This is a genomic window from Shewanella sp. SM20 (assembly GCF_025654545.1).
Lineage (GTDB): Bacteria > Pseudomonadota > Gammaproteobacteria > Enterobacterales > Shewanellaceae > Shewanella > Shewanella oncorhynchi.
Genome location: NZ_JAKKRK010000033.1, coordinates 1 through 14,614 on the forward strand (window position 1 = coordinate 1; position 14,614 = coordinate 14,614).

Below are 14,614 nucleotides of genomic sequence, written 5' to 3' on the forward strand. Positions count from 1 at the left end.
GTTCAATGCCTGTTGTGTTCAATGCCTGTTGTGGCTAGTTGGTTTACACGCACAGCAACAGGGCTGGGATAAGCATTTTCAGGCCAATACCATTGGGCATCGAACGGTACTCTCAACGATTCGCTTGGGATTGGAGGTACTCAGGCGGCCTGATTATCAAATCACGGAGAAAGAATTGCTGGCGGCCTGGGTATTATTCGCCAATCAGTTGCTCAAATATGGCTATGCTATGGCTGATTTATGAGGGGATCCTTCAGAGCTAGGTGGGCTTTACGAGGTATCTTTATTTAAAGGTGAAAAAAATAGTGATTACGCTTACATCAAAGCATATACGAAGTAAGCACTTAGCAATCAAAATAATGTCGGCGCCAAAAAGCGCAAAAGTGCATTTTAAAAGAGGTGTTAACTATTCTTTATCAAGGTCCATTGTTAAATTTCGCTGCGTAAGCTATTAATCGTGGCTAACTTGCTTAAAGAGATATGACTGCTGAGATTGTTCGTTTGGTTTTCATGTCACGCTTAGGTGCTGTTTCAGACTAACAGAATACGATTTAGCTCGCGGCATTTGCACTTCTGTATGCAGCAGATGCCGCCGTTGAGCCTATAGGGACATTTCTTGTTAAACGAAGGGCGGCGAGTCACTAGAATGACAGTGCTTAATAGCTTAACGATTAACTTCCATAATAAATCAAGTGTTTAAGCCTTTTTTATCACCAAAGACTGGTCTGCATTGGGGAGCGTCGATTTTTCTTCTGCTGAGCGATAAGTTTGTCTGCTATTGGTATTCTGAACTCCATTCAACAGCTTAAGAATGCCACTTACACAGATCTTTTCGCGCTCTCGAACTACATGTCCGGCCTTTTTCTATGCTTAATTTACAATCTCTGGTAGGGCTTCTCTTAAAAGTTCCAACTCCTTTTTGTTTGCTTTAATCCAAAGTTTTTTCAAGTTTGGTATCGAAGCCAAGATTTCTACTGTCTCTTTAGTCTTAATTACATTTGTTTCAACAAGATACAACGCAAAAATATTTTTATTTCCACGCAACTCGTCAATACTGGACAACTGTGGGTTTCCACTGAGGTCTAAAATTTTTACGTTGTCCAGCGTTGAAATGATAGAACCAAAATCTAACTTTTGACATTTATTTAAAGATAAGTAGCTTAAATTCTGGGTGTTTCCGGTAATTTCAGAGAGTTTGCTTGCATGGGATACACTTAATGATTCAACTGAGTCTGAGCATAAATTAATTGACTCTAATGAACGAACAATGGAGCAGTTTAATGAAATTGCGACATCAACTTTTAGATTAATAACTTTGGAGTTGAATATATTTACATGCTTAATCCCGTCAACCAATTCAGATGATTCATTTTGCTCAACATAACCTTTCCGAATGAATGCCATTATGGCTTTCCAATCATCTCGCTGCCACTCAGCGTTATATACATAATCCAATATTGGTAATATAGAATCGAAGGTAGGTAATGAATTTTCCCATCTCTGCCATTCTGAAACATTTTCTGGTGCTAACTTTATATATTTCTTAAAAGATGAAATGTCCATATTATCACTTAATTAAAATTGGGTTGTCGAATTCAGAACGTTGATCTCTTCCGGTATATTTTTGCATTTCTTTTGAGAAGCGCCTCTAAATTCTGATGATTTATTCTGTCACGCTATCCCTTTACTCACTCTTATTTGAGCTGACTAAAGCTTTAAAGCGAAGGTCACTCTTGCTCAGAGGGGTAAGTGCCTCGGCTTGGGTGAGATATTGCATAGTGATGTGGATAGCATCTTGATGGTGACTAAATTCCCTAAAAATACGCTTTGCAATCAGCAGATTTAATTGATGTGTAGCTAATGAGGCATGCTCATGCTTTATCTGTAAAATAACATCTTCTAGGGAGATAGGGGGAATTTCTTCCAAGGTTATAAGAAAGGCTTTTGCGACAGTCCTGGCGTGTGATAAATAGTCTGAGTGCGCATCTAAGGCGTAAATATGCTTGAAAATGTGTTTGGGTAGGGCTTTATTGCCGTTGCGATAAAAAGATTCGCCATCAAAACAAATATCCCCTAGTCCTTCCATTATCTGTCTAGGGTTATCCGATAGAGAAAGCGCTTCAATTTCTTTTTGGTATTCCGAAAACTGATCCATATTCTCGACCTTACTGGCAATACAGTGTGACTTTTCGACTATTGAAGTGGGAAGGCTGACAATCTTAGCAAATCCACAAGGTTAAAGCGTAACGGTCTGAATAAAATCAACATCATTTCTGCAAACTCAAGCTTAATTTCGGTATAAAAAAATGCCACTACAAGGGGTTAGTGGCATAAATGCATAAGTCGGGCACACGCTTAAAAGGGTGGGTAGAAGACTGACATCTTGGCTGGGAACCGTTGCAACATCAGTCTCTACGCCGGGAAGTGGGTAAAACCTTTGGGTGTAGGGTAGTAAAACGGCGCGTTATTCCATGCTTACTGGGCCGTCGATTTTGTTAAATTTCACATCGCCAGAACCCGCCGCAAGAATCGTTAATCCCTTAGTGTTAAAGACATTAATGTCGCCTGATCCATCTGTAATGGTCACAGGACTCTGCACATTGGCGACTTCGATGTTGCCTGAACCATCATCGATGGCGATATTGCCGCGAACATCAGTCACCTTGATGGCACCAGAGCCATCTTCAACGGTTAGGTTGCCGTTGATTTGACTGACTTCAATGTCCCCTGAACCATCATCAATGCTGACATTGTTACCGCCGTTGATAGTGAGTTCACCCGAACCGTCTTTGACGTTCATGTCCGACGTCATCTTGCTGATCAAAATAGCCCCTGAACTGTCATCTATATCCAGTGTAAAGTTCGCAGGGACTTGCAGTTTTAGGTCTATATAGGGCGAGTTATTATTAGAATCTGCTTGCTCAAAGTTGGCCTTGAGCTTGGCTTTATTGGCTTTTTTCTCAAGGGTGAGAATGACTTTGCTGTCATCGTTGCCATCCTTATTGCTATAGATGTCGGCGACGAGTTTAATTTGGCTGAGGCCTTCGACACCGATAATTTCCAAGCTGCCTGCGCCTGTTTCTGCAATCAGGCCTTGTAAATCTTGGCTATCTAGTGTGAGTTCGCGTTGTTGGTGGTCTAAGTCTGGCATGCCTGCTGCGTTCACATTAAGAATGCAGCCAGTGAGCGATACCCCAGCAGTAAAAAACACTATAAAAGCGAGGGTGAATATAAATGGGCGTAGTGACATGTTAGCTTCCTTGTTTATCTGGCACTCGATTTTTTGGGTGAGTGCTGAGTCGTCTTGCGATGAATAAGACATTGCACAGCCCATGCCAATTTTAATTTTTATTTATAATCAATTAGTTAAGCCGAAAAGTGTCCGGGGTTCACTGTGCGGACATGTCCGCTACATGGGTGATTTACTCATAGATTAGTGAAATTGCTCATTTATTAAGTTAGTTTAAGCTCCGTAAGTCACGCGGAATCAAAAATACAAAAAAGACAAGAAGGGATGCTGATGGATTATTTAACAACAAACAAAACGGCTTGGGATGCGCGCACTCGGGTACATTTAACTTCTGATTTTTATGATGTGGCGGGCTTTCTTAGTGGTAAGACTTCGCTGCGGGAAATTGAGCTAGGTGAACTCGAGGTTGCAGGTAAAAGTTTGCTGCATCTGCAATGTCATTTCGGCTTAGACACCTTGTCGTGGGCGCGAATAGGGGCGAGAGTCACAGGCGTCGATTTGTCAGAAGTCGCGATTGTTGAAGCGCAAAAGCTGGCAGAACGGACACAGTTGTCCGCCGAGTTTATCTGTAGCGATGTTTACAGTGTGGCGAGCAAGGTTGAGCCTCACGATATTGTGTTTACGTCCTATGGTGCCATTGTTTGGCTGCCGGATTTAACCCTATGGGCGCAAACGGTTGCCGACTGTTTAACACCCGGCGGACAGTTTTACATGGCCGAGTTCCATCCTGCGCAGCAGTTGTTCGATGGCTATAGCTATTTTAATCGGGGTGAGCCAGACATAGAGCTGGAAGGCACATATACCGAAAATACCGGTGATGATCAGCAAACCTTAATGTGCTGGTCGCACAGTTTATCTGAAGTGATCAATGCGTTATTGCAGGCGGGCTTAGTGTTGGAGTTTTTCCACGAATTTGATTTCAGCCCCTATAACTGCTTTGAAGGGCTCGAAGCGCAAGAAGATGGTCGTTATGTGTTAACACACCAAGGGCAGAAGGTGCCCTTGGTGTATAGCATCAGTGCGCGTAAGCCTGCGTAATCACAACCTTTTGTAATCGCGATGATCAACGACTACGGTAAACCGGATACTTAAGGTATTGGTTATCGTAGTAAGGGCTACGTTCATAGAACCAGCGTAGGCGTGCCTCAGGATCGGCGGCAAACTCTGCATTGGTCAGTGCTTTGTCGAACTCAGCTTGTAGCTTAGGATCATCTTTTAGCATCTTGGCCGCCAGTGGCTCTACCGCATAATCTTCAATGTATTCAGTATGAGTGAAGATAGGATTGAAGAACCCCCATTGCAGTAAAGAATCTGGTGATTGCGGCTCAAGCAGTAAAATCGTCAGATCGCCTAGCGGTTGATCTGTACTGATTTTAATGGTGCCAGCGGGCAGAGTGGTGCTGATTTTGGTTAACTCTGACTCGGCTTTGACCGTTTGGCGGCCCTCAAAATCCTTAGTGTTAAACACGGGATTGCTGAGGGTATATTGCTGCAATTTTAACTCGGTTGGCTTTTTGAGCGTGGTCATGCGAATGCCATGCACGTTAAGACGATCAATCACTTGAGTCCATTGAGCGGGAATATAGTAAGCACTCGGACGAGTGACCTTAATGTCGGGCACAGTTTCAGCCATCACAGGCAAGTTAGGGTAAAGCTTAGGTTCACCTGTCCAGCGCACAACTTCAGCACCACTGATGGGGCTCTTTTCAAGTTGATAATCTATGCCTTTAAAATCCCAGCCTTTTTCTAATGGTGCTAATTTCCAAGTAAGGGTGATTAGCGGTGAGGCGCGGTATTTATCTTCTTGAATCGCACTCTTAAGTTTTGTCGCCTGTTCACCCACGGTTTTGAGGGTTTGCGCTAACATCACATAAGTGCCGAGCACCCTTTGCTTAAAGGGCTTTAGGCTGTGGTTTTCAACCAGAATGGTGGGCAAATGGCGAGCATCGCCATAACCGTTAGAGAAGCGCGGGCTTGGATTCCACAGCGACATACCCTTGTTAATATCGGCGTTATCCACGGCAAAAATCAGTGCGCCGGGAATATGGCCTTGTTCCGTTAATGCGGCTTCAACCGCAGGTCTGTAGCTGTTTTCGAGCCAGCGGTAGCTCGCAGGGCTTAAGCCTTGGGCAAGGTTATAACCAAAGGTAACATCGTATTGATAGTCGATGCCGTCGGTAACATGGACATCGATATACAGATCCGGTTGCCATACGTTGATTGCGCGCAGCATGTGCTGCATTTCTAAGCTGTCGGCCTTAGCATAATCGCGGTTAAGGTTGAGATTATTAGCCGTAGTGCGCCAGCCCATATTCACAGGGCCACGTTGATTTACACGATTAAATTCGCCGCTGCGCTCATGGGCATCAACACTAAAAATAGGCACAAACAAGAGGTTAGCTTTATCGAGCAGGGCACTTTTATCGCCTTGGATAATGTCACGTAGTAGCATCATGCCGGCATCCTTACCGTCGATTTCTCCTGCATGAATTCCCGCCTGCACTAGCACTGTCGGCTTAGTGTTTTGTTTGAGGCGTGCCGATTCATTAATGCCTTCGCTGCTGGCGATATACATCCAAATATCGCGCCCTTGTGGGCTCTTACCTAAGCTAACCTTTTGTAATTTATCTGTCTCGCCCGCGAGTTTGTCGAGCCAAGCGATAGTGGCATCGTAGCTTGGACTTTCAATACCGCCACTTTGCTCAAAGGGAGTCGCCCACTCGCTATCAACACTTAACATGAGCGATTCGCTGGCGCCAGACCAAGTGATGTTTGGCGGTAAAATCGCATCGTTGACAAAGGTGTTGGCTCGTTCAGGAATGGGCGCTGGTTGTGCTTCTGGCGCCGTAACTGTGGTATCGGCCAGTACATTAGTCGCAGTTTCAGTCGCTTGGCTATTCGCTGCTGGACTTGCATCCTGTGACGTTGTGATTACTGGGGAGCCAACTGCCAATGTTTCTGTGGTAGAGGCTTGCGCCATAGTGGCTGCCGGAGTTGTTTGGGCTGTGGTTTTCGCATCATTGGCAAAAGCATTCCCAGGGTACAGATTGCCCGTAGAGAGACAGGCAATGGCGATAACGGAGAAAGAAAACAAGCGCATGAAAAGAGTCCATCTATCGAATTTTTATTAGGACGGTATCTTTTCATTAAACGCCCCGTTAACGCAAGGGCGGCTAAGGGTTATCCGGCATTTCTGACATGGATTTAAGCACTAAGCGAAATGGGAAAATCGACTAAGCCGTTTTGTTGGGCGTTATCTGAGAAGCTGGCCGCTTGTGATAGGCAATGTCGATAATGGCAATGTCTTTATAAAGTGCTTCGACGGCAATCGCGAGCTGATAAATTAGCCAGCTATAACCTGTGAGCGCAAATCCCTGCGGCACTTGGTCGTTTACGGCTGTCACTGGATCTGCGGTTGATGCTTGAGTGGCTGCGACTAGGGCAAGCTGGAGTCTGTGTTGCAATTCTTGATCTAAGCATTCTGGCAGTGTCGGCAATTGTTGAGCTTTACCCGCTACAAATTCTGCAAGTTGTTGCAAATAGAAGGCAAGCTCAGAGGCAACCGCATTAATCTGCAGATAGGCGTCTTTGTCTTCTTCCTGCCAGCGGGTTAAGGGTAAGAGTTCAAGTAAGGTGATTAAGCGCACTTGTTTATTGGCTAACTGCGACAGTAGCACTTTGTGTTTTTTGAGGGTTTGACTTTCCCATTCCAAGGAGAAAAACAGTTTCTTTTGAGTGAGTACGGCTTTCATCGCAGCCTCTAGTCTAGCGCGAAAATCGAGCTCATGATTGGCGGGTGCCTTAAGGTGCTCGGCTAATACTTCGGCCATATTGTCGATGGCATGGGTGAGTTGGGAGCGCCAATCTTGTTTAGCTTTAATCGGAAAAATGAACAGTGAGACCAAAATAGCAATCACGCAGCCGGAGAGGATGTTGGCCGTGCGCCATAGTGCCTCAGAGGTGTCATGGTTGGCGTCGCCGACGACGATTATGATGGTAAATCCGGCCACTAAATAGGCATAGCTGTAACGTCCGGCCGAGATAAAACAAATCAAGCTAACGGCTAAGATCAGCAGGCTCATAATTAGCCAATAACTGTCCACAGTGGCAACTAACATCACCCCATAAGCTGAGCCTAAACAAGTGCCTATAGCCCTTTGTAGCGACTTTTCAATCGCGCCGCCTACCTGAGGTAAGCTCATCATAATGATCACTATCGTGACCATACTCCAAATAAAATGCGGTGGCGCCCAAATGGCATTAATAGTGACAGCAACGAGTAAGGCTAGCCCGAGCTTTAGGGCGTGGATTGAGCGGAAATGGCGATAGATAAAGTCGGCAAAGGGTGTGGCTGGGGCAAATACAGACATAGGGCAAAATTCCTTTGAGCTAACTTAGCGATGTTAATCTGGTGGCAGTATCGCAGAAAAACCATGTCACTTGCGGCCATAGCGCCATAAAGAAATGTAAATTGCGAAATCTAGCAAATTGAGCTTAGTGGATGGCGCGGGAGAGATCACATTAACACTCAGATTAAATAGGCTTAACTGATGCGTGTAGAGGCAGGCCATTATATCGTGCTGCAGATAAAAAAGGCTTGAATAAGCGTTGCCTATTCAAGCCTATATTCAAAGTGTTTGAGTTAGCTTAAGCTGCGCTCACTATCCGCTTTAACGTCAACTTCTGTGTATTTATCCATGATCAAGGCACAAGCAGCATCGCCAGTGATATTGAGTGCGGTACGGATCATGTCAAAAACCCTGTCTAACGCAAACAGCAAAGGTAAACCATCGATAGGAATTCCTGCAGCTAACAGCACTGCCACCACTAAGAAGGATGGGCCCGGCACACCAGCTTGACCAATTGCACCTAAGGTTGAGGTGAAAATGATGGCCGCATAGGCTGTCATCGACAGATCAACGTTATACATTTGGGCGAAGAACATGGCCACTAAACCATAATAAATCGCGTTGCCGCTCATATTAATGGTGGCGCCTAACGGCAATACAAAAGCCGTGGTTGCCTTAGAGACTTTAAGATCTTCCTCACAGGTTTCCATATTCACTGGCAGAGTCGCCATTGAAGAGGCGGTCGATAATGCCATCACCTGTGGTTTCTTCATTGCCGAAATAAACTGGCGCGCCGACACTCTTGAGAAGAGTTGTACCACTAATGGGAAGAAGATAAAGCCGTAGATCAGAATCGCAGCCACAAATACGGCGAATAACTTAAACACGACTTCTAGTGCATCGAAACCGAAGGTACCGACAGAATCGGCCATCAAACCAAATACACCGATAGGGGCAATGATCATCACGCAGTTGATCATCCACACAAAGGCATCGACGACTGTGTTGAGTGCGGCCAAAATAGGCTTAGCGCCATCGCCTTTAACTTTAGTCAGTGCGATGCCGAAGAAGATACTAAAGACTAAGATTTGTAATATGTTACCGCCGTTCAGTGACTCGAACACATTGGTTGGGATCATGCCGATAAAGGTATCCATTACCCCGGGCAATGCGCCATGTTCCTTGGTTACTTCCATCAAGTCTGTGCTGCTGTGGGCGGTAAAATCAACGCCTGCACCCGGTTGGAACAGATTACCCATCAAGAGTGCAAGCACAACGGCAAAGCCCGACGTGACAATAAAAAAGCCGAAAGTGCCAATACCAATTTTACCCGCCGATGGGCTATCACCTAAGCTCGCCGCGCCGCTGATGATAGAAACCAATACCAGTGGTATCACTAGCATTTTGATTAAATGGATGAAAATGGTTCCGAGTGGTGCAAACACACTTGCACTCTCGCCCATGATAAAACCCACCAGTGCGCCGATAATCATGGCAATAACCACTTGCACACCAATGTTACCTAATAAACTCTTGCTCTTCATTCTTGCGAAACTCCCCAGTTGCCGCAGCATTTTGTGTCATGCACAGACGATTTGAACCTAGACGACTCAAGCTTTAATGATTAAGGCTTACTCTAGGCTAAAGGTTCACTCTATGTTAAAGGCAAATGCCCGACATTTTTGACCGAGTAAAGTACCACAATTGCATAGTAGGGGATTGTGAAACATCACTAACCTTGGTTTCAAAATAACCAAAGTCTAAATCACGTTAACGTTAAATGAGGAATGCTTAAATTTATGCGCTTAAAAATGAATAAAGCTTATTTAATTATGGAATTTTAACTGCCGAATTGATGAATTGTGATTTTTACTTTGATGGGCGCAGATATCCTCTCGTATTCTTGGGGCGGCTTGAGTCGTTGGTCACCCATCTTTTACTTGTATGAATCATGAGAGTGGTTAATAGCTAAAAAACCTCCATGACCATTCAACTCTGTGACTCACTCAGTTTTCCCTATGACAACTCCATTTCGAGGACATTATGAACATCACCTCATTTTTTGGCCCGCCCGAATCGTTACAGTGTTGGATAAGAAAGTGCGTCGAACAACCTGGATTAAGTTATTGGCTGGTTTATCAAGATCTTGATGAAGGTGAATCCCTGCAACTGACCACTCCATTATTCCCGATAGTGAATGATATGAGAGACCTATCGGATGACGAAATCGATGTCTTTGAGGATAGCTTAGGCCGGAGTGACTATGGTTATCTGCTAAACATGGATCAAATCGAGGATGTGATCGATAACCTCAAGCAGCAAAAAGCCCAGCCAAGTGAGCAGGAACTACTTGAAGCCATTATCTTTTACTATGAGAGAGATGCGTTTATAGATATTTAAGTGTTTATTTTTATTTTGTTGTTTCTATATAAAATAAAATTACGTGTTGTTAGCGGTAAATACCGACGGTTAACGTCGGCATTTGCGTTTAAGGTGAGGTAATAAGTTGTGCACCATTTAGTGGTTATTGAGGTATTGAGCGCCTGTTTATTATGAATTCGATTTCGCAAGCACTCTGAATACCTCTTGAACGCCCTAGGGTATTGCTGGGAAGGTGAATGAGCTGCCAATCCCTAGAGGCAAGCCTAAGGCCCAATATGCCAGTAAGAAACCGCTCCAAAGTAAAAGAAAACTGATTGAAAACGGTAACATCAGTGCCACTAAGGTGCCGATGCCTGATTCCTTAACGTATTTTTGGCAAAACACCACAATCAACGGAAAGTAAGGCATCAACGGGGTGATGATATTAGTGGATGAGTCGCCCACTCGGTAAGCGGCTTGAGTCAAATCCGGTGACACACCTAGTTCCATTAACATGGGCACCATAATGGCACCAATCAATGCCCATTTGGCTGAAGCGGAACCCACTAATAGATTGACGAACGCGGTGAGAAACACAATTCCCACCAAAGTCACGCCCATAGGAAGGGCTAATTCCTTTAACGCCAACGCGCCTTTAATGGCCATTAATGCGCCTAAATTAGATTGACCAAAGGCATAAATAAACTGGGCGCAGAAGAAGGCCATGACGATGTAATAACCCATGCCGCTCATGGATTTGCTCATGCCTTGAATAATGGCTCTGTGATTGTTTGCCGTGCCAGCGACGTAACCATAGACTATGCCGGGCACTAGGAAGAACACAAAAATAATCGCCACAATGGATCGCATTAAGGGGGCCGAGGCACTGGTTAGGGCGCCATCGGTACCACGCCAGGCAGAGTTGTCACCATAGGCGGTAAACACCAGCCCTAAAGCACATAACAACATGGCGGCCATGGCGAATTTGAGTCCGCGGCGCTCATGGGGTTGCAGTTCATCTAGGGTTGGGAGCGTGCTGGGATCGCCATTCACCGCAGTGTTTTTTAGGCGCGGCTCGATAACTTTATCCGTTAAGAACCAGCCAACTAAGATAATTAAAATGGCAGAAGCCGAAGTAAAAAAGATGTTATTCAGTGGGTTAATCGTTAATGTGGCGGCCGCGGGATCGGCCGATAATCTTGCCGCTGCCTGAGTTAAGCCCGCTAACATAGGATCAAGGCTGGATGGCACGCCAACGGTTGCAGAAAAACCGCCGGATACGCCAGCGAAAGCGGCGGCAATACCGGCTAAGGGATGACGACCCGCGGCATAGAAGATCACCGCGCCGAGTGGGATAACGAGTACATAACCCGCATCAACCGCGACATGGCTCAGAATACCCACGGCTATCAATACCGGGGTGAGTAACATCTTGGGGGTAACAGATAAAATGGAGCGCAGCCCTGCATTAATAAAGCCAGTATGTTCAGCAACGCCTAGGCCCAGCATGGCCACAAGCACCACACCTAGCGGCGGGAAAGTCACAAAGGTGGAGACTATGTTCGAGGTAAATGCAGTCAGTGCGCCGCCTTCGAGCATATTGACGACTTGAATGGGGTTACCAGTACGAGGGTCGATTTCATCAAAACTGACACCCGATAATCCCCAAGAGATCAACCAGACTAAGCCCAGAAACATCGCAAATAATACCGCCGGATCAGGCAGTTTATTGCCGACGACTTCGACGCCATTGAGAAATCGCTGGAATCCAGTGACAGGTTTATGATTTTCCATTTGGGTGCCGCTTCCTAAAAATGATGATTGTTATCGGCGATTATAAAAACGCAGCATTAATTTAAGCTTGGTTTAACTAATCGATAAGAAATAAAACACATAAAAATCTATCGCAGTGACTTTAGTGCGGGTGGATTTCATCGTCACTAAATCAATTTAGCCGCAAATAAAAAGCGCGGGTTCATGACTGAACCCGCGCTTTTTTATAGAACGATATTTTTGACTCAATAATCGTACCGAACAGAGCCGCTACGCGCTTATGCCTTTGGACCTGCGTTACGGATAGCGTCTGACACTTGATACTTAGCGAAGTTTTTAGTGAAAGCTTCTGCTAGTTTCTGGGCGTATTCGGCATATAGCGCTTTGTCGCCCCAAGTGTTGATTGGGTTGAGTAAATTGCTGTCTACGCCTGTGACTGCCACAGGAACGGCGAGGTTCAAGGTGTCTAAGTGGACAGTTTCCACATCTTTCAATTCACCGCTGACAATCGCATCGACGATGGCGCGGGTGGTTGGGATGTCAAAACGTTTACCTACACCGTGTGGACCGCCAGTCCAGCCTGTGTTGACTAAGTACACTTGGCTACCGAATGACTCAATGCGCTTCATCAACAGTTCTGCGTACACGCCAGCAGGGCGTGGGAAGAAAGGTGCGCCGAAGCACGTTGAGAAGGTGGATTGAATCGCCGAGGTTGAGCCGATTTCAGTCGAACCTACTTTGGCGGTATAGCCAGACAAGAAGTGGTATGCCGCTTGTTCTTTGGTCAGGATAGAAACCGGTGGTAATACGCCAGATACGTCGCAGGTTAAGAATACAACCGCATGTGGCTCAGCGCCGCAGTTGTCTTCTTTACGTTGGGCAATGTGCTCCAGCGGATAGGCTGCGCGGGTGTTTTCCGTCAGGCTGCTGTCTTTGTAGTTAGGTACGCGGTGTTCGTCCATAACGACGTTTTCAAGCACAGTGCCGAAACGAATCGCATCCCAAATCACGGGCTCATTCTTCTGGCTTAAGTCGATACATTTGGCGTAGCAACCGCCTTCGATGTTGAATACGCCGCCGGGTGCCCAGCCGTGTTCATCGTCACCGATCAGGAAGCGTTTTGGATCGGCAGAAAGTGTGGTTTTACCTGTGCCAGATAAACCGAAAAACAGCGTAGTGTCGCCATCTTTACCTACGTTGGCCGAACAGTGCATAGGTAGCACGCCTTGGGCTGGCAGTAGGAAGTTCTGCACTGAGAACATAGACTTTTTCATTTCGCCAGCGTATTTCAGGCCGGCAAGCAGCACTTTACGTTCAGCGAAGTTTAAAATCACGGTCGCATCTGAGTTAGTGCCATCACGTTCTGGTACGCAAACAAAGTCAGGGGCATTGATGATCTGCCACACTGGTTTGTCTTTACGATTAAATTCTTCAGGAATGATAAATAGATTGCGGGCGAACAGTTGGTGCCAAGCGTATTGTGTAGTAACACGTACTGGTTGGTAATGTTCAGTATCGGCACCGACTTCGAGATCAGATACAAACAGTTCTTTATCGGCTAGGTAAGCTTCAACCCGTGCCCATAAACCTTCAAAAGCACCTGGATCGAAAGCTTGATTGACTGGGCCCCATTCGATATCAGCTTCTGAACTGGGTTCTCTTACAATGAAACGATCGCCAGGTGAGCGACCGCTGCGAGCGCCTGTTTTAGCAACTAATGCGCCATTGGCTGTCAATTCACCTTCGCCGCGTAGCAGGGCAAATTCGACAAGTTGTGCTGTTGAGGGGTTAAAGTGAACGCGGTTTAATCCATCCGCCATAGTGAGGTCTCCATTTGATTTGTAAGGTTATTTTAATATCGATCGTCTGCCGATTTAATTTTATTTATCGCCTGAGTCGTGCTAGGTGACAAAGTGAGGGCGATTGTAGCCTAAGCCGAGTGCAATGTGTGAGGGGATTATAGGTATGAATAAAAAATGGGCGCCAAATAGGGCGCCCATTTTTTAGCGGGAGTCGTTTTACTGCTGGGTTGTTGATGTTTGACCGTTAGCAAATAAGGTTGCTACGTCTATGGCATCAAAGGTGTATTTAGCGTGGCAATATTCGCAACCCATTTCTATCTTGCCATCTTCGGCGAGTATGGCTTCGATTTCTGCTTGATCTAAGGTTTTGATCGCGCCGGCACTGCGTTCATGGGAACAAGTGCATTTAAAGCTCACATCGATAGGATCAAATAAGCGTACTTCTTCCTGATGATAGAGGCGATGTAACACGCTTTCTGCATCAAGAGTAAATAGCTCTTCGGCCTTGATGGTCGACGTCAGTTGGCTCAAGTGTTCGAAGTCGGCGTTGTGATCTTGCTGGCTTGGCAGAATTTGTAGGAACATGCCCGCCGCTTGTTTGCCGTCGGCAAATAACCAAATTCCCGTAGGTAACTGCTCAGATTGATTGAAGTATTCTTCAACACAGGCCGCAAGTGTTGGCTTGTCTAGTGCAACGACACCTTGGTAGCGTTCACCTTCGTCGGGTGTTAAGGTGATGACCATGTAGCCTTGGCCGAAGAGTTCTGTGAGGCTAGCATCATCGGCGAGTTCAGCATTCCAGCGAGCCACACCGCGTAACTCTTGTAAATTGTTACCGTTGATCACCGCTAAAGATACAGGGCCGTTGCCTTGTAACTGTACGCTGATATCACCGCTAAATTTCAATGTAGCGGTTAATAGTGAGGTGGCTGCCATTAATTCACCCAGTAGCACTTGCAGTACGGCTGGGTATTCTTGGGCGCTGATCACTTGTTGATAGCTGTCTTGTAACTGCACCAGTTCACCGCGCACATCGGCATTATCGAACAAGTAGCGGTGTAAAGTATCTTGGTTCATCG

The 14,614-nt window shown here is 45.8% G+C and carries 11 protein-coding genes and 1 pseudogene; 3 read left to right on the forward strand and 9 right to left on the reverse strand.

Features of this window, described 5'->3' with window-relative positions; all coding sequences use genetic code 11:
• Positions 1-244, forward strand: a pseudogene (locus tag L5M18_RS14360) (IS4 family transposase); the annotation flags it as partial.
• 626 nt (positions 245-870) lie between these two features.
• On the opposite strand, the gene L5M18_RS14365 reads toward L5M18_RS14360, so the two are convergent.
• The 3 genes from L5M18_RS14365 to L5M18_RS14375 form a co-directional block, all read right to left on the reverse strand.
• Positions 871-1,563, reverse strand: coding sequence for a hypothetical protein (locus L5M18_RS14365; RefSeq protein WP_263197467.1), 693 nt, complete (start codon positions 1,561-1,563; stop codon positions 871-873).
• A gap of 121 nt (positions 1,564-1,684) precedes the next feature.
• Positions 1,685-2,155 (reverse strand): hypothetical protein, encoded by a 471-nt coding sequence (locus L5M18_RS14370; protein WP_263197469.1) that lies wholly within the window; start codon positions 2,153-2,155, stop codon positions 1,685-1,687.
• A gap of 309 nt (positions 2,156-2,464) precedes the next feature.
• Positions 2,465-3,250, reverse strand: a complete 786-nt coding sequence (locus tag L5M18_RS14375; RefSeq protein WP_263197471.1) for a hypothetical protein — start codon at positions 3,248-3,250, stop codon at positions 2,465-2,467.
• 270 nt (positions 3,251-3,520) lie between these two features.
• Between L5M18_RS14375 and L5M18_RS14380 the strand changes: the two genes are divergently transcribed.
• Positions 3,521-4,288 (forward strand): class I SAM-dependent methyltransferase, encoded by a 768-nt coding sequence (locus L5M18_RS14380; protein ID WP_263197472.1) that lies wholly within the window; start codon positions 3,521-3,523, stop codon positions 4,286-4,288.
• A 25-nt stretch (positions 4,289-4,313) separates the two neighbouring features.
• On the opposite strand, the gene L5M18_RS14385 is transcribed toward L5M18_RS14380, so the two are convergent.
• The 3 genes from L5M18_RS14385 to L5M18_RS14395 all read right to left on the reverse strand — a co-directional run bounded on the left by L5M18_RS14385 (position 4,314) and on the right by L5M18_RS14395 (position 9,143).
• A complete protein-coding gene (locus L5M18_RS14385; RefSeq protein ID WP_263197473.1) occupies positions 4,314-6,350 on the reverse strand; it encodes a M14 family metallopeptidase in 2,037 nt (678 codons plus the stop codon).
• A 133-nt stretch (positions 6,351-6,483) separates the two neighbouring features.
• Entirely contained in the window at positions 6,484-7,620 is a 1,137-nt protein-coding gene (locus L5M18_RS14390; RefSeq protein WP_173242572.1) for an FUSC family protein, read from the reverse strand.
• A gap of 272 nt (positions 7,621-7,892) precedes the next feature.
• On the reverse strand, positions 7,893-9,143 hold the full coding sequence (locus L5M18_RS14395; RefSeq protein ID WP_105250986.1) for a dicarboxylate/amino acid:cation symporter: 1,251 nt from the start codon (positions 9,141-9,143) through the stop codon (positions 7,893-7,895).
• Between the two features lie 499 nt (positions 9,144-9,642).
• Here L5M18_RS14395 and L5M18_RS14400 point away from each other — a divergent pair, with 499 nt between their 5' ends.
• A complete protein-coding gene (locus tag L5M18_RS14400) occupies positions 9,643-9,999 on the forward strand; it encodes a hypothetical protein (protein ID WP_263197475.1) in 357 nt (118 codons plus the stop codon).
• Positions 10,000-10,194: 195 nt separating this feature from the next.
• Here L5M18_RS14400 and L5M18_RS14405 read toward each other — a convergent pair whose 3' ends face one another.
• From L5M18_RS14405 to hslO, 3 genes are all read right to left on the reverse strand, one after another.
• The gene (locus tag L5M18_RS14405; RefSeq protein ID WP_263197478.1) at positions 10,195-11,754 is read right to left on the reverse strand and encodes an AbgT family transporter; all 1,560 of its coding nucleotides are present in this window, start codon (positions 11,752-11,754) and stop codon (positions 10,195-10,197) included.
• 257 nt (positions 11,755-12,011) lie between these two features.
• Complete coding sequence (locus L5M18_RS14410) at positions 12,012-13,553, reverse strand: phosphoenolpyruvate carboxykinase (protein ID WP_173497001.1); 1,542 nt, start codon at positions 13,551-13,553, stop codon at positions 12,012-12,014.
• Positions 13,554-13,751: 198 nt separating this feature from the next.
• Positions 13,752-14,612 (reverse strand): Hsp33 family molecular chaperone HslO, encoded by an 861-nt coding sequence (hslO, locus tag L5M18_RS14415; protein WP_105250990.1) that lies wholly within the window; start codon positions 14,610-14,612, stop codon positions 13,752-13,754.
• Between the last annotated feature and the right edge of the window lie 2 nt (positions 14,613-14,614).